Below are 15,555 nucleotides of genomic sequence, written 5' to 3' on the forward strand. Positions count from 1 at the left end.
ACACAAATGAGAATAGTGTCTTTAAAAAGTATTTTAGCGCCCCTTCGCCCCGCAGCCCGCCCCACAGTTAGCCCACATGAGATTTGAAAACCATTTCTAAGGCATTATGAAAAAACGTTTTGCACAGGTCAGCAAAATTAATTAAGTATTTAATAAATTATAAAGTAAATATGTTAAAATTATAAAAAATAATTCAACCGATAAAATTAAAAAGGAGCAGTAGAATTCGTGAATATTTTACTTTCAAACGATGATGGAATAATGTCTCCAGGTATTATTACTTTAAAAACGTATCTTCAAGAAAAAAACAATGTTTACGTTGTCGCACCCGACATAGAAAGAAGTGCAACAGGGCATGGAATTACAGTGAGAAACCCTCTTTGGGCTAAAAAAGTTAAGTTTGGAGACACTTTCTTTGGTCACGCAGTGAATGGAACTCCTGCCGATTGTGTTAAAATAGGGTTAGACGCGATATATAAAGATATACATTTTGATGTTGTAATCTCCGGTATAAATAGGGGTGCCAATCTTGGAACGGATGTGCTTTATTCTGGCACCGTTTCTGCTGCATTGGAAGGTGCTGTAGGCGGTTATCCTTCTATCGCTGTTTCCTGTGTTGACTTTTCCAATCCTAACTTTGAAGATGGGGCAAAGGTTGTTTTGAATATCTTGGAAAAATTAGATTTGAACAATTGGCCAGAATTCACTACATTAAATGTCAATATCCCAAAAATCCCCTACGATGAAATGAAAGGTATAAAAATTACCAAACAAAGTAGAAGAAGGTACCAAGACTACTTTGAAGAAAGAAAGGATCCTTTTGGAAATTCTTATTATTGGATGTTGGGAAATATCATAGAAGATGATAACGATGATAATTCAGATTATAATGTAATAAATCAAGGTTATGTTTCCGTAACACCGTTAAGTGTTTTCATGACAAAATATGATTTTATAGATGAATTAAAATCACGGTTGGAGGTTTAAAGAGATGGAAATTCGACTCATTGGAGACCCTGTTTTAAGAAAAAGGGCGAAAAAAGTGGAAAAAATCGATGAAAACTTAAAAAATGTCATTGATGAGATGTTTTCCACAATGTATCTATACGACGGAGTAGGTTTAGCCGCACCTCAAGTGGGAATCTCGTTGAGGCTCTTCATTATGGATTCTAGAGAAGAAAATGAAAAGGGCAAAAAAGTTGTTATTAACCCCGAAATAATAGAGTTCTTGGGAGAAGAGGTTAGCTTTGAAGAAGGATGCTTAAGCATCCCTGATATATTTGAAGATGTGGTAAGACCTGAGGGCGTGAAGGTGCGTTATCAGGATTTAAGCGGAAACAACATAGAGGAAGAACTTCATGGATATCAGGCAAGAATATTCCAACATGAAACAGATCATCTTGATGGAATTTTATTCACTGACAAATTGCCCATTGTAAAGAAGGCCCTGTTAAAAAAGGAACTAAACAAACTAATAGAAAAAGGTAAAAAACGTGCATTAGAGTTAGGTGATACAGTTAAATTATGATAAATACCAGGGAGTTTAAAATTGTTTTCATGGGTACGCCTGATTTCGGTGCCGAAGTTTTAGAAGAATTAATAAATAACAATTTTAATGTTGTTGGAGTATTTTCCCAACCTGACAGACCTAAAGGGCGTGGAAAAAAGCTTCAACCAACACCAGTTAAGGAAGTTGCCTTAAAATATAATGTCCCCGTATTTCAACCAAAAAGTGTTAATAAGGGAGAGGGGTTTGACTTTTTGAAAGAGCTGAACCCTGATATTATTATTACCGCTGCTTTTGGAAAAATATTGCGGAAAAATGTTTTAAAACTTCCACCAAAAGGGTGTTGGAATGTACATGCTTCTCTATTGCCCAAATATCGGGGAGCAGCTCCAATTCAACGAGCTATAGAAAATGGAGAAAATGAAACAGGAATCACTATTTTCAAGATGGTAGAAGCTCTAGATGCGGGAGATATCGCCATTCAAAAAAGGATTTCTATTGAAATAAACGACAATTATGGCATAGTTTATGAAAAATTATTATTACTTGCCAAAGAGATTGTTTTAGAGTTTTTAAACTCATTCGATCAGTTAACTTTGAAACCACAAAATGAAGAAGAAGCCTCATATGCAGAAAAAATTACAAAAGGAGATCTCATAGTAGATTTTAATAATGATACTATAAAGGTTCATAACAAGATTAGAGCTTACGATCCATACCCTGGAGTAAGAAGCGTATACGAAAAAGAAGAGGTAAAGATATTTGGTTCGGAATTTTCTCCTGATTTGTTGTCAACAGAAAATAAAGAAGAACCAGGAACAATAATTGATATTGAAAAAGACGGAATACTTGTAAAGTGTAGAGACGGGGCTGTAAAGATAAAAGAGATACAATTCCCTGGCAGAAAAAAGATAACCACAATAGATGCTATCAATGGGAAAAAGCTAAAAGTATCGACACATTTTAGCCTCTATTAAAGAAAAGTTTTTCAACGTTGCTTTTTGTTATCTCTTTTAAAGTTTCAACATCTATCCCTTTTATTTCTGATATTTTTTCATAAACATACTTTACGTACGTCGGGTTGTTCCTTTTTCCTCTATAAGGTACAGGTGGTAAAAATGGCGAATCTGTTTCAGGTAAAATTCTATCAACAGGTGTTTTTTCAACCACTTCCCTCAATTTATTATTTTTTGGATAAGTAATCGGACCATCAAAACCTAAATATAATCCTAAATTCAAGAATTTCTGTGCTGTTTCCCAATCACTTGAAAAGCAATGAACGACACCTTTAATTTCTTGCAACCCTTTTTTCTGCAAAAAATTATATGCTTCATCATATGCATCTCTAATATGAAAAACTACCGGTAAACCCATCTCTTTGGCAATATCTAATTGAGCATCCAAACTTTTATACTGGTCTTGCTTATTCGTTTCCCAATGAAAATCCAATCCGATTTCTCCAACTGCAACTATCTTGGGCCTTCCTGCAAGTTCTTTTATTTCATCTAAATCCGTTTCCTTTAAATCCTGGCTTTCAGTGGGATGTATTCCAACAGCTCCAAATATTTTTTCCTCATCTTTTATAAAATCAACAACCCTTTTTGATGACTCTACATTTATACCAATTTCTATCAACAGATCTAGCTCTTCATTTGCTTTTTTCAACATCTCTTTTCTATCTTCATCAAACTGTTTGAGTAATAAGTGGCAATGAGTATCAATAAAATTCAATTTGTTTACTCCTTTCTTACAATAGACTGCATTATCCCTTGAAATCATACAGATTGAGACCAACTTCTGAATCAAATTTTCTATCTACTGTGCCCTCTATACTTTCAACTATTATTTCTGCAGTTCCACTAACTATTGCAGAATTTAAATGTCCCCCATAAGAACGAAGATCGGAATCTGAAATACTTACATGTAAATGCAAATACGTATCTCCATTCATAATAGATATGTTACCTGTAAGATTCAATATTTCAAAATCTCCTTTAAACTCTTTTGAATAGTATTTCTTCTCATGCGTATTGAACAAACCAATTGTTATAGCATTCGTTGAACCTAAGCCATATACGGTGCCTAATTTTATTGAATTTTTTGAACAAAAGTCTTTCAACATTGAAACTATTTCTTCTCCCTTATCTAATCTAACTATGTATTTACTACCAAATTTAACAAAATCCATTCGATACTCCCCCTTCAATTAGATTATAAAAATCATACCACACATTTGTTATGATGGCTTTAAGCGAAAGAAAAACATTATAAGTGGGCTTTATTAATTTATAATTAATGATTTATATGGTAAAATAATAAAAGACGGTTTAAGATTATCTCAGGCTACCGAGCGAAGGGCCAATTGTGGGCGGGGAGCGGGACGAAGGGGTAACAGAATCTTTTCCTTAATGGGTGGGGAGCGTTTGCCGCAGTGTGCAAAAAATGTTTTTAAATGATTTTGACCTTGATTTGGGTTTTTTAAGGGGAAACCCCTTAACGTTCGGCGCTAATAAAAGAAAGATTTTGCTTTTAAAAAAGTCGCAGGTCGAAAGGAGAAGAAGATGAAAAAAACCTTTGTTTTTGATTTGGATGGAACTCTTTTAAATTCCGATGTAAGAATTTCGCCAAAAACATACCAAACTTTGAAAAGATTAAAAGAAGAGGGCCATCTTATAATAATAGCAAGCGGAAGAATGTATGCCTCAACTATGTACGTTGTTGAAAACTTTCTCCCTTTTTTGAAAGGCAATGTGATTATTTCCTCATACAACGGAGGATATATAGTCGACCACAATGGAAAAGTAGTTTTTGAAAAAGGTGTTTCAAAGGAAAGTGCTGTTAAGTGTATAAGATTTCTTAGAGGCCTTAATATCCACAGGCACATCTATATAACCGATAAACTTATTTCGGAAATAGACGATAAAGAGATTAGAGATTACTCTAAACATTCATTTGTTGATTATGTGCTGGTAGATGATTTAATAGCTGAAATACAAAATTCAGCTCACCCAACATTAAAAATATTAGCAATTGGAGAGCCAGAGAAAATAGACCTCGTTAAAAAATTAGCGGAGAAAGAATTTCAAGGTGAGTTTAACCTCATGAAATCTTGGGATACTTACTTGGACTTTATTCCTTACGGTGTCTCCAAGGGAAATAGCTTGAAGATAATTTCAAAAATGTACAACTTAGATCCCAATACTCTGTATGTTTTTGGTGATTCCGAAAACGATATAGACATGCTTGAATTAACAAAAAACAGTTTTGCCATGGGAAACGCCACAGAAGACGTAAAAAAAGTAGCAAATTACCTGATACCAAGTAACGATGAGGATGGTGTGGCATATGCCATTGAAAAGATATTGTCTGACGATCTTGACAATGTTAATACTTAGCTTTACTTTTGGAAGTATATACGATATAATAAAAGAGGATGATCAGATAGTCGGAAAATTTTTTCATACTTTAACAGATATTGAAAACACCGAATTAGACCCAAATTGCATGGTAGGATATTTGTTGAATTTAAATGAAATAGATCCTGAATTTTGTTATTTGGCGTTAGGAGCAGTTAGAAACTTTTCTTTAATTCAGGATTTTTCAAGAGAATTAGGTTATTACCTTAAAAATTTGGGAATCGATTTTGTTGTGTTTGGTAATTTAATGGTTTTGCAAGAAGATTCTGATGATCCTTTAAAGTACATTGGGAATTCACCTTATTTGATATCTGAAGTCCTTTACAGGATGATAAGAGGGTTAGAAACAAGTGGTATTACCCCCGTAATCATTATAACATCTAAAGACGATAGAAACGCTACGCAATCTTTACTTCAAAAAAGCGGATCATTTTACACTTATTCAGATCAGATAAAAAATGTAGATCTCTTTTTTGATGGTAGTAAACTTTACCTTCAGAAAAACAATCTATTTTTACTGCCATGGAATTACGGGAAAGGTTCTCTTGAAGAAACAATTCAGGAAGTTTTTAACAATAGCATTATACTAACGGGATGGCGTGATGAAGGAGAAAACTTGTTATATAGAAAAATAAACACTACAGATTTAAAATCAGTAACGTATTTTTCTAAATCTGTTGAAGAAAGTGCAAGGAAGGTTTTTTCTGGTGAATTACAACCTACCGGAAATAAAAATTGGTGAACGTTCTTTCATTATTTCTTAGGGGGGCTAAAATTGAAAAGTATTGGTTTAGATACATCTGGAAAAATGATTGTAAAAGGACCTCAAAAGGCAAAAGGCACTTTAACCGTTTCTGGATCAAAAAACGCCGTGCTACCAATTATGGGAGCATCTTTACTCACTGACGATGATATTGAGTTAAGGAATGTCCCAGATTTAGCCGACGTTAGAACCATGATTGAAATACTAGAAAGCGCAGGAAAAGTAATAGAACGTTTCGATGATCAATTGATAATTAGGAGTTCGGGTAATATCAATTCTGAGATTCCATATGAACCCGTAAGGAAAATGAGGGCTTCTTTCAACGTTTATGGTCCATTAACCCTTAGAAATGGTTATGCGAAAGTTGCACTTCCAGGTGGATGTTCGATCGGTGCAAGACCTGTAGATTTTCATTTAGAGGGTCTAAAAAAGTTAGGAATTGAAAGTACGATTGAACACGGTTTCGTAACCAGTAAATTGAACAATCCTAACAGTCTAATAAATATATCCTTACCTTTTCCAAGTGTAGGAGCCACAGAACATGTTTTGACTACCGCTTGCTTGCTGGAAGGTGTAAATACAACTATTACTAATTGCGCTATAGAGCCCGAAGTGACCGATCTAGTAAATTTTTTAAACAAAATGGGAGCTAAGATAACAGGTGGAGGAACCTCAATATTGAAAATTGAAGGAGTAAAAAAATTATCGGGTATAAAATACACTATAATCCCTGACAGAATTGAAGCTGGTACCTATATTATACTGGGTAAACTCATAGGCGAAAAACTAACAATAAAAAACGTATCTGCTGAACATCTCAATAGTTTATTCTCAGTATTTGAAAACATAGGAAGCCCTGTAGATTACGATGAGAAAAAAAGAGAAGTAAGAGTGACAGAAACACTTCTCAACACATTGAACAGTATCAGCATGGAAACAGCTCCTTTTCCAGGATTTCCAACAGATTTACAGCCTCAGATCACAACCTTTTTATCTTTGGTCCCAGGGAGATCTACAATAACCGAAACTGTTTTTAAAAGCAGATTTTACCATATAGATGAGTTGAACAGAATGGGAGCAAAGATCAGGGTAGAAGACAATACAGCAATTATAGAAGGGGTAAGCAAACTATCGGGAGCACCTGTAGAGGCAACAGATCTAAGAGCTGCTGCAGCATTACTTATAGCAGGACTCGTTGCAGAAGGAGAAACAATTATCTCAAATGTGGATCATATCTTTAGAGGTTACGAAAACATACACGAAAAATTAGAACAAGTGGGTATAGACTTAATTTACGAAAAATAAAATTTTCTTTTCTAAAACTTTTAAAACTAAAAAAGCTGGCTTATCAAAGCCAGCTTTTTGATTTATCAATCATCTTAGAATTCAAATTCAGCTTTTAGGTATAGATACCAATGTAAGTCTGCTAATTCATTTGCTCCAATAACTTCTTCTTCATCGTCATCCCAAACTTCATTACCAAGGTGAGCTCCAGCAGAAACATTCTCACTAAAATTATAAGTAACTTCACCCATATAAGCTAATTTGTTATCCTCAGATTCGTCTTTATTATCGTAGAAATAATATACATCACCAGCTAACGTAACTTTTGTGTCTGGTACAGCATATTCAACATAACCATGTGGTTCAACAGTTATAGTTCCTTCGTTAGTTAAATCTAAGAAAGAAACAGGAACTTCTACTCCTGCTGAACTTTTATCGGAAATAGCGTATTCAACAGATGGAGTAAGATCTAAGAGATAAACAGGGTCTTCTTCTAACATGTCAATTGTGAAAGTATCAGTTAACTCCACTGTTATTGGTGTTGCAAGATAGCTTAAATCTACTCCTGCAGTGACTTCTTGTGTGTCAGCCCAACTTACATCACCATCTTCATCATTTGCAACTTCTTCTTCGTAAACAAGCTCCAAATTATCTTGCCATGTTAATCCAACGTGAGGTGTGACTGTTATTGGTTCCATTTCATATGGGTATTCATAAGCTAAATCTACTCTGTAAGCGCTTGTAGAATCATCAGTTGTATCATCTCCATAATTCAAGAAACCAAACACTAAATCGGCACTTAACTTACCCCAGGCCTCTGGCACTTCTGTAACTTCTCCTTCAATGGTAACTCTGTTGTTGGTTGCATCTTCAAATTTATAAGCTCCAGCTACAAGTCCTTTAACACCACTTACATCTAGATCGTAACTAGCACCAAAAATCCATCCTTCAGCTAGAGCGATATCTTCTGTAGCATGCTCGGTTACTTCTCCGGCTACTCTATCTGCCAAAACCAAGTTGACCCCGTAATCGGTTAAGCCAAGTTTTAATGCACCTTCAGCATCAGTGAAATCTCCATTAATTGTGTAAGTACTCAATCCAATAACATTGGGTTCGAATCTTAACAACCATGCTTCTTCTTCATATTGAACAAAGTCCAAACTTAATCCAGGTTCAACACTTGTTATGACATCTGTAGTGGCTCCCTCGGTGTCATAAACTGGAGTTGATTCAGTAGTTACAGGTGAAAATGTAAAACCTGCTGTTAAAGTTGCCGGAAGTGTTGTAGTAAAACTAACATCGATACTGAGATCTGGGTCCAACACCTGTTCAATATCCAACGCACTTTCATCTATCTTGAATTCAAAACCTGCAGTTCCACTAACATCAAACACTGGCTCCACAGCAAAAAGCGCCAATGAAGCAAAAACTACCAACAAAGACAATAAAACTTTCTTCATACAAAAACCCCCTTCTACTTTTGATTTAATTTTTTAAAAAATCCTTACTATTATAGCAAAGATTCACACTACTGTCAAGACTCATAAAGCATTTCATAGTATTTATTGAGGCATGAAGATTCCCACAGCACCTAAAATAACTCCCAAACCAGCTACTAACCATAACATTGTTTTATCTTGCGCTTTTGCTATTTCTGCGTTTTGAGCTTCAACTTGTTGACTTAACTCAGTTATTTTTGCTTCGTTAGCAGATACACTATTTGTTAATCCGTCAATCTTGTCGTAAGTATCGTATTTAAGATTCAAATGTTGCTTAGCCATAGTTGTTTGAAATTCCTCAAGAGAAACTATCCTTTCCTCATAGGTGGATAACTTATTTGTTAATTCATCAATCTTGTCGAAAGTCTCGTATTTGAGATCCAAATGTTGCTTAGTCATTACTGCTTGAGACTCTTCGAGTGAAGCAATCTTTTTTTCGTTTGCAGCCACTTTTTGTGAAAGTGAAGGTAATGCTTTGACAAACATTTGATTTTGTTCCGCTAAACTCTTTGTTTCTTCTACAGTTGCCTTTAAGCCGGATACATCTTGACTAATTGCCAACAGGTCAGTCTCTAAAGCGTCTCCCATGTTTTTTGCTCTGTAGGCTGTCTTTTTAACATCTTGATATGTAGCCTGCAAATCAGATAAAAGATCATTCGCTTGCAACTGCTCATTCAATGAATTAAACTGACTTTCAACGTTATTCACTTTCTTTGAGAGGTCTCCTACTTTTGCTTCCAAATACGATAAATCGCTTGTTTTTGCGATTTCAGGAGAGTTCTCCAGATAAGTTATCAACCTAGACATCCAAACTGCAGCATCAGACCTTGTTAAAGGTTCATAACCTCTAAATGTTGGTTCGTCTACAGGAATTACACCTTTTTCAACCAGCTTCATAACGTAGTCATACGCCCAATGATCCTCGCCTACATCAGTGAAGCCAAGTGAAAAAGCAGAAACCACAAATACTGTTACTACAAAAAAAGCAAGCGTTTTCTTCATTCTTCCTTACCCCCTTTTATGATTTTGATTTGGTAAAAAACTACTTCTTTTAAAAACCCGCCACTTTATTATACTATATTTAAAGAAATTTTGCAAAATCTATTTAATCTTTTTTATTTTAAAATAACTCTTTTTCCCAACTCTTAATATAGCCCCGTCTTCACAATCAATAATATCTTTGAAATCCTTTATTTTTTCGTCGTTGATTCTAATAGCCCCTTGCATTATAGCCCTCTTTATTTCACTGTTGCTATTGTAAACTCTGGTCTTTGAAACTATGTCTAAAATCGTTTCTCCGGTTTTAACTTGAATCTCTGGTAAATCTTCTGGCATTTCTCTCTTTTGGAAAATTGAAACAAAGTTTTGTTTGGCTTTTTCTGCTTCTTCTCTATTATATAATAGAGTAACAATTTCTTCTGCTAAAACCATTTTAATATCTCTTGGGTTCACTTCTCCACTCTTCATTTGATTTTCAATATCTTTTATTTTGTCTTTTGGAATATCTGTTAAATATTTCATATACTTGATAATAAGATGATCTGGAATAGACATAACTTTACCAAAAACATCTTGTGGAGAATCGTTAAAAGCTATGTAGTTGTCATAACTTTTACTCATCTTTAAATTTCCATCTGTTCCTTCAATCAACGGCATTGTAAGCACTACTTGTGGTGATTGGCCAAACTCTTCTTGAAGCTTTCTTCCAACTAAAAGGTTGAAAAGTTGATCCGTACCTCCAAGTTCCACATCAGCTTCAATAACAATAGAATCATACGCCTGGGCTAAAGGATACAAGAATTCAGATATACTTATAGGCTGATTTTCTTTTAACCTTTTATTGAAATCATCTCTTTCAAGCATCCTGGCAACAGTGTATCTTGATGACAAGTTAATTATATCAGCAAAAGATAATTTGGAAAGCCATTCACTGTTAAATTTTACCACAGTTTTATCCGGATGGAGTATTCGAAAAGCTTGTTCAACGTATGTCTTCGAATTTTCTTGGACTTCATCTTCAGAAAGCAAAGGTCTAGTTTTTGATCTTCCCGAAGGGTCGCCTATTCTTGCCGTGAAATCCCCAATTATTAAGTAAACTATATGACCCAACTCTTGAAATTGTCTTAACTTTCTTAAAACAACGGCATGTCCTAAATGAAGATCTGGCCTTGAAGGATCTACCCCCAATTTAACTTTTAATTGGCCTTTTTCTCTTATTTTGCTCAAAAAATCTTCTGGTGTAATAAGATCGACGGAATCTTCTTGTATAATTCTAAGTTGGTCTTCAGGGTTCAAATATTGGTTCCTCCTTTAAGCTATTATCCAAGTTACCAAAAAACAGTTGATCATAAAAAGTATACCAAAAGTTAGAGCAATTTTGGAGGTTTTATCTAGCCCTTTTTCTCGTCCAAAATTGGCGGCCGAACCTCCTGCACCAAATGCCCCACCTATTTCACTGTTTTTTTGCATTCTTTGCAGTGCAAAGTAGATTACTCCTAAAGCTAAAATGATATGAATAATTATAAGCAAGACACCTAGAAAACCCATAAATTTCCTCCTCTTTATTGAATTGATTATCAATAAAAATATATAATTCCTTTTTTATTATATCATACCAACTAACGTTATGCAAACCTTTTTCAAATTTCTTAAAATAGAGAAAAACGAAGTTTTTCTAGCTTAATCGATAATAATCGTCTATAATCTCTTCTAATCAAGAATAATTTGATTAGCTTTTTTTAAATCAAAAAGGTAAAATAAAATTGAGTGAAAAAAGGAAACGGTTCCTTTGTTTGTTAATAAGTATTATAAGGGTTTTATAATTATTAATGTTTTTGAATTTCTGTTGAGAATTTCTTTAATGAACTAGTTGCTAGTTTATTATGGTATAATAAAAAATAAAAATTACCAGATGCAGATCCCTACGTTAAAAGGATGGGGAGCGGGGCAAAGGGGTAAGAACTCTTTTATCCTTATGGGCGGGCAGCGGGGCGAAGTGGCAAAAACTCCTTTATCCTTATGGGCGGGCAGCGGGGCGAAGTGGCAAAAACTCCTTTATCCTTATGGGTGGGGAGCGGGGCGAAGGGGCGCTGTATATAAGTTTTAGAACTTCTAAAGATAATAGACTTTGAGGTGAATATTGTGAAAGAAAAAAAGAGAAATCCAAATCCCACTATTAAAGATGTTGCACGACTCGCCAACGTTGGAATAGCAACAGTCTCAAGGGTGTTAAATAATTCAGAAAAAGTAAGCGAAAAGACCAAAGAAAAGGTTCTAGAAATTATAGAAGAGTTGGGTTATTCTCCCAACATTAATGCTAGAACATTATCTTCAAAAAATATAAATTCTCTTTCTTTTGTGACACCCGACATGGGAAATGAATTTTATGGGATCATGTATTCTCTACTTGAAAAGAAAATTTCTCGTAATAATTATAGGTTGATTGTTTTTCCTCTTATAGATCAGATATCTCTAGAAAAGATTAAGCAAAATACCGATTTAATTTATCAAACCGATGGGGTGTTCTTCTCTTCTCTTTCCGTCTCAAGTATTTTTCAGAATAGAATTCCCCCTAAAAAAATAATATTAATCGATTCATATGATGAAAGATTTGATTCTGTCTATGTTGATAATTATCAAGTGGGGAAAACCGCTGCTGAGTACCTTATAAGTAATTCGCCGTCAAATAGCCTTTTTTATTTGGTTACTTTTAAGGAACTCAACAATGAATTTACCTCTTTCGTTTTCAAAAAAAGAGACGAAGGTTTTTTACAAGTTATGGAAGAGAATAATAAAAAGGTAAAGGTTATATACAGCGATTTATTGTGGGACGGAGGGTATAAAGCGATTGGAAGCATTATAAAAAGACGTCCTAGAAAATATTCATCCATATTTGCAACATGTGACATGATTGGAGTAGGTGTCAAAAAATACTTGGAAGAAATGAATATGTATCCAAAAAAGGATTATTCATTGATAGCTGTTGATAATCTTCCTATTAGCAGACTATTTCAATTAACAACAATTAGACAACCGATTATAGAAATGGTCGAAATTGCATATGAGATGTTCATCTCTTCTATGGGAGGAAGAGAAAAAGCTGAACATTACAAATTAGAAGGAAAAATAGTAGAAAGAGAAACATAGGGAATATAATTATTTTTTTCTTTCTAGTGGAAACCTTTCCACTATATTACAACTTCAAAAGGAGGTAGGTGTTTATGAGGAAAGTAGGTTACTTTTTGCTAGTATTCTTCTTAATTTCTTTGTTGTTAGGTTGTTCCGCACAAACAGATCAAGCCACTCAAACTCAAACGTTGCCTGAAGCGGTTGGAAGTACAAATATTAACAATTTTGTAAGCCTTTCCGAGGGAAAAACCGCAGAAGACTTTGCCGCACAGTCCGTTTTGATCGTACACTATTATAGACCAGACGGTGATTATGAACCTTGGAATCTTTGGATTTGGCCAAGTAAACCAGTTTCCAAAGAAGGAGCTAGATACTTATTCGATGGTGAAGATAGCTTCGGCAAGTACGCGATTATCAAATTCCAGGAAAAACATGAGGAATTGGGTCTCATTGTAAGAACGGATAACTGGGAAAAAGATGTTTCATTGGATAGATTCGTCAGTATACCTGAAAGTGGAGTTGCTGAAATATGGGTCTTATCAGGAGTAGAGAATTTTTATACCAATCCAAAAAACCTTGACTTAAGTCCTCGGGTAAATGCAGCTATCATGGATTCTTTCGATGAAATAAAGGTAAGCTTAACTGTCCCCTTTGATACAAAAGAGTGGAAAGGAAAAGTTCATTTTTATGAGGTGGACGGTTCTGATCCTGTTGCTTTAAATGTATCTGATGTTTATAAAACTGATCCAACTGATATTTCTGTTACCTCAAATATAACCATAAAACTAGTTAATCCCATATCTCCGCAGGATGTGGATAAATTGTACAAAGTAGATATAGAAGGATACGTTTCAGAAAATTACGTAATTATGAGAAATGTTTTAGATGAGGAAGTTTTTCATTACTACGGAAACGATTTAGGAGCTGTTTATTCTCCAGCTAAAACAGATTTTAAAGTATGGTCCCCCGTTTCCTCAAAGGCAAAGATACTAATTTTCAATGATTATTTGGATGAAGAGCCGTATAAAGAAGTTCCCATGTCAAAAAACGACAATGGCGTTTGGCATGCTACTGTGAATGGTGATTTAAAAGGGAAATATTATCTATATGAGTTTGTATCATATGGAGAAACAAGAAGAACTATAGATGTATATTCCACGGCTCTCGCTATAAATTCTACCAAGTCCGCGATTATTGATTTGAATGATACCGACCCTGCAGGTTGGAATAACGATAAAAGACCTTCTCTTAACAATTCTGAAGATGCAATAGTTTATGAAATTCATGTAAAAGATTTTACAATAGATGAAAGTTCTGGAGTTCCAGAAGAATACAGGGGTAAATACCTTGGATTGACTATAGAAAACACACAATCCCCAAGCGGTGTAAAGACGGGGTTATCCCACCTAAAAGAACTCGGAGTTACTCACGTTCACATTATGCCTATTCAAGATGTTGGCTCTTTAGATGAAACTAAATTCGATGAGCAATACGGTTGGGGCTACGATCCTCTAGTATACAATGTCCCCGAAGGTATTTACTCGACAAATCCATATGATCCATTAAAAAGAATTAATGAAGTGAAAAATGTAGTTAAAACTTTTCACGAAAATGGTATAAGGGTTGTGATGGATGTTGTGTACAACCACACATACCAAGTTGGAAAAAATTCACCTTTCGATCAAACCGTTCCTTACTTCTATTACCGTACTGATCAATCAGGGAAATATACAAATGGATCGGGATGTGGAAACGAAATAGCCACGGAAAGGTTTATGGTGAGAAAATACATAGTAGATAGTTTAAAGTATTGGGTCAATGAGTACCATGTTGATGGATTCAGATTCGATTTATTAGGATTATTTGACAAAGAAACGGTAAAAACAATATCAGAAGAATTACATGCTATACTACCAGACGTACTTTTGTATGGAGAACCATGGACTGGTGGAGGTCCAATAACGTTTGGCAAAGGAGATCAAAAAGGTTTAGAGGTAGCTGTATTCAACGATGATGTTAGAGACGCCATTAGGGGAAGCGTATTCGATCCTGCAGTCAGAGGCTTTGGCTTAGGCGCTACTGGTCAACAAACTAAGATAAAAAGAGGTGTTGTTGGATCTATTGGATACGACAGTACAATAAGATCGTGGGCACAAGACCCACAAGAAACCATGAACTACGTTTCCAATCATGATAACTATACTTTATGGGACAAAAATGCCCTTGCTCTGAGTGTAAAGCCCTGGGAAGAAGAGATAGACCAACAAACTTTGGAAACATTAAAAGCCTCACAAAAATTCTCTAATGCGATGATATTAACCATGCAGGGTATACCCTTTTTACACGGAGGTGTTGATTTTGCAAGGACTAAGAACGGTAATCATAACCCATACAACGTTTTAGAACCAAACGTATACGAGTGGAACAGAAAAAGCGAGTTTTACGATATCTTTAAGTATTACCAAGGTATGATACAATTGAGAAAAGCTCATCCTGCCTTTAGAATGACCAATAGTGAAGATATAATAGCTCACATGGAATTTTTCGAACTACCAAAAGAATATAGAAAAACCGTTGCTTTTATTATAAAAGATAATGCAAACAACGATCCGTGGAAAAATATAGTAGTTGTTTACAACGCAGAACCAGAATCTTCAGTTCAAATCACTTTACCTGAAGGAGAATGGAACTTAGTTGTAAATGAAAACACGGCAGGTAACGAAACACTGGATGTAGTGGAAGGAACAATCAAAGTATCACCTTTATCTGTCTACGTCTTATATCAAAACTAATAAACTTTAGAAAGATTAAAAGGGCGAATTTTTTCGCCCTTTTTTAATTTTTATAAACTGATAAAACAAATCGTTGATATCTGAGGTTACATATGTTAAAATATCAATAGGTTTATTAAATTAGATTTAATTAAGGGGGTGTTCGTGTGACATCAGGCTTTTTCCA

At 34.8% G+C, this 15,555-nt stretch carries 14 protein-coding genes; 8 read left to right on the forward strand and 6 right to left on the reverse strand.

Annotation, left to right across the window (positions count from 1 at the left end; translation table 11 throughout):
* Positions 1 to 228 precede the first annotated feature (228 nt).
* The 3 genes from surE to fmt are packed head-to-tail and all read left to right on the forward strand — an operon-like array spanning position 229 to position 2,484.
* On the forward strand, positions 229 to 987 hold the full coding sequence (surE, locus tag ACW9JY_RS00640; protein ID WP_457282983.1) for a 5'/3'-nucleotidase SurE: 759 nt from the start codon (positions 229 to 231) through the stop codon (positions 985 to 987).
* A gap of 4 nt (positions 988 to 991) precedes the next feature.
* Positions 992 to 1,528 (forward strand): peptide deformylase, encoded by a 537-nt coding sequence (gene def / locus ACW9JY_RS00645; protein ID WP_103076937.1) that lies wholly within the window; start codon positions 992 to 994, stop codon positions 1,526 to 1,528.
* Complete coding sequence (gene fmt, locus ACW9JY_RS00650) at positions 1,525 to 2,484, forward strand: methionyl-tRNA formyltransferase (protein WP_457282984.1); 960 nt, start codon at positions 1,525 to 1,527, stop codon at positions 2,482 to 2,484. Before def ends, fmt begins: the two co-directional genes overlap by 4 nt.
* Here fmt and ACW9JY_RS00655 read toward each other — a convergent pair.
* Together ACW9JY_RS00655 and ACW9JY_RS00660 are read right to left on the reverse strand one after the other, a co-directional pair.
* The gene (locus ACW9JY_RS00655) at positions 2,471 to 3,238 is read right to left on the reverse strand and encodes a TatD family hydrolase (RefSeq protein ID WP_103076939.1); all 768 of its coding nucleotides are present in this window, start codon (positions 3,236 to 3,238) and stop codon (positions 2,471 to 2,473) included. The genes fmt and ACW9JY_RS00655 overlap by 14 nt on opposite strands.
* A gap of 31 nt (positions 3,239 to 3,269) precedes the next feature.
* Complete coding sequence (locus ACW9JY_RS00660) at positions 3,270 to 3,695, reverse strand: PPC domain-containing DNA-binding protein (RefSeq protein ID WP_457282985.1); 426 nt, start codon at positions 3,693 to 3,695, stop codon at positions 3,270 to 3,272.
* 373 nt (positions 3,696 to 4,068) lie between these two features.
* On the opposite strand from ACW9JY_RS00660, the gene ACW9JY_RS00665 reads away from it, so the two are divergent.
* From ACW9JY_RS00665 to murA, 3 genes are all read left to right on the forward strand, one after another.
* A complete protein-coding gene (locus ACW9JY_RS00665; protein ID WP_457282986.1) occupies positions 4,069 to 4,902 on the forward strand; it encodes a Cof-type HAD-IIB family hydrolase in 834 nt (277 codons plus the stop codon).
* On the forward strand, positions 4,889 to 5,665 hold the full coding sequence (locus ACW9JY_RS00670) for a hypothetical protein (RefSeq protein WP_457282987.1): 777 nt from the start codon (positions 4,889 to 4,891) through the stop codon (positions 5,663 to 5,665). Before ACW9JY_RS00665 ends, ACW9JY_RS00670 begins: the two co-directional genes overlap by 14 nt.
* A 66-nt stretch (positions 5,666 to 5,731) precedes the next feature.
* Positions 5,732 to 6,991, forward strand: a complete 1,260-nt coding sequence (gene murA, locus ACW9JY_RS00675; RefSeq protein ID WP_457283044.1) for a UDP-N-acetylglucosamine 1-carboxyvinyltransferase — start codon at positions 5,732 to 5,734, stop codon at positions 6,989 to 6,991.
* A 74-nt stretch (positions 6,992 to 7,065) separates the two neighbouring features.
* Here murA and ACW9JY_RS00680 read toward each other — a convergent pair whose 3' ends face one another.
* From ACW9JY_RS00680 to secG, 4 genes are all read right to left on the reverse strand, one after another.
* The gene (locus ACW9JY_RS00680) at positions 7,066 to 8,430 is read right to left on the reverse strand and encodes a hypothetical protein (protein ID WP_103076944.1); all 1,365 of its coding nucleotides are present in this window, start codon (positions 8,428 to 8,430) and stop codon (positions 7,066 to 7,068) included.
* A 102-nt stretch (positions 8,431 to 8,532) separates the two neighbouring features.
* Positions 8,533 to 9,471 (reverse strand): S-layer homology domain-containing protein, encoded by a 939-nt coding sequence (locus tag ACW9JY_RS00685; RefSeq protein ID WP_103076945.1) that lies wholly within the window; start codon positions 9,469 to 9,471, stop codon positions 8,533 to 8,535.
* Between the two features lie 99 nt (positions 9,472 to 9,570).
* Positions 9,571 to 10,764: a tyrosine--tRNA ligase gene (gene tyrS, locus ACW9JY_RS00690; RefSeq protein ID WP_457282988.1), complete on the reverse strand. Its 1,194-nt coding sequence runs from the start codon at positions 10,762 to 10,764 to the stop codon at positions 9,571 to 9,573.
* Positions 10,765 to 10,779: 15 nt separating this feature from the next.
* Entirely contained in the window at positions 10,780 to 11,016 is a 237-nt protein-coding gene (gene secG, locus ACW9JY_RS00695) for a preprotein translocase subunit SecG (protein ID WP_103076947.1), read from the reverse strand.
* 594 nt (positions 11,017 to 11,610) lie between these two features.
* On the opposite strand from secG, the gene ACW9JY_RS00700 reads away from it, so the two are divergent.
* Positions 11,611 to 12,615, forward strand: coding sequence for a LacI family DNA-binding transcriptional regulator (locus ACW9JY_RS00700; protein WP_457282989.1), 1,005 nt, complete (start codon positions 11,611 to 11,613; stop codon positions 12,613 to 12,615).
* A 74-nt stretch (positions 12,616 to 12,689) separates the two neighbouring features.
* Positions 12,690 to 15,389, forward strand: coding sequence for a type I pullulanase (gene pulA, locus ACW9JY_RS00705; protein WP_457282990.1), 2,700 nt, complete (start codon positions 12,690 to 12,692; stop codon positions 15,387 to 15,389).
* The last annotated feature ends 166 nt before the right edge of the window (positions 15,390 to 15,555 follow it).

Source organism: Petrotoga sp. DB-2, from assembly GCF_054051725.1.

Excerpts from the sequence above, each read along its gene's own strand:
- ACW9JY_RS00680 (WP_103076944.1), bottom strand. The coding sequence starts at position 8,430 with ATGAAGAAAGTTTTATTGTCTTTGTTGGTAGTTTTTGCTTCATTGGCG.
- ACW9JY_RS00660 (WP_457282985.1), bottom strand. The coding sequence starts at position 3,695 with ATGGATTTTGTTAAATTTGGTAGTAAATACATAGTTAGATTAGATAAG.
- ACW9JY_RS00665 (WP_457282986.1), top strand. The coding sequence starts at position 4,069 with ATGAAAAAAACCTTTGTTTTTGATTTGGATGGAACTCTTTTAAATTCC.
- ACW9JY_RS00670 (WP_457282987.1), top strand. The coding sequence starts at position 4,889 with ATGTTAATACTTAGCTTTACTTTTGGAAGTATATACGATATAATAAAA.
- ACW9JY_RS00685 (WP_103076945.1), bottom strand. The coding sequence starts at position 9,471 with ATGAAGAAAACGCTTGCTTTTTTTGTAGTAACAGTATTTGTGGTTTCT.
- murA (WP_457283044.1), top strand. The coding sequence starts at position 5,732 with ATGATTGTAAAAGGACCTCAAAAGGCAAAAGGCACTTTAACCGTTTCT.
- pulA (WP_457282990.1), top strand. The coding sequence starts at position 12,690 with ATGAGGAAAGTAGGTTACTTTTTGCTAGTATTCTTCTTAATTTCTTTG.
- secG (WP_103076947.1), bottom strand. The coding sequence starts at position 11,016 with ATGGGTTTTCTAGGTGTCTTGCTTATAATTATTCATATCATTTTAGCT.
- fmt (WP_457282984.1), top strand. The coding sequence starts at position 1,525 with ATGATAAATACCAGGGAGTTTAAAATTGTTTTCATGGGTACGCCTGAT.
- def (WP_103076937.1), top strand. The coding sequence starts at position 992 with ATGGAAATTCGACTCATTGGAGACCCTGTTTTAAGAAAAAGGGCGAAA.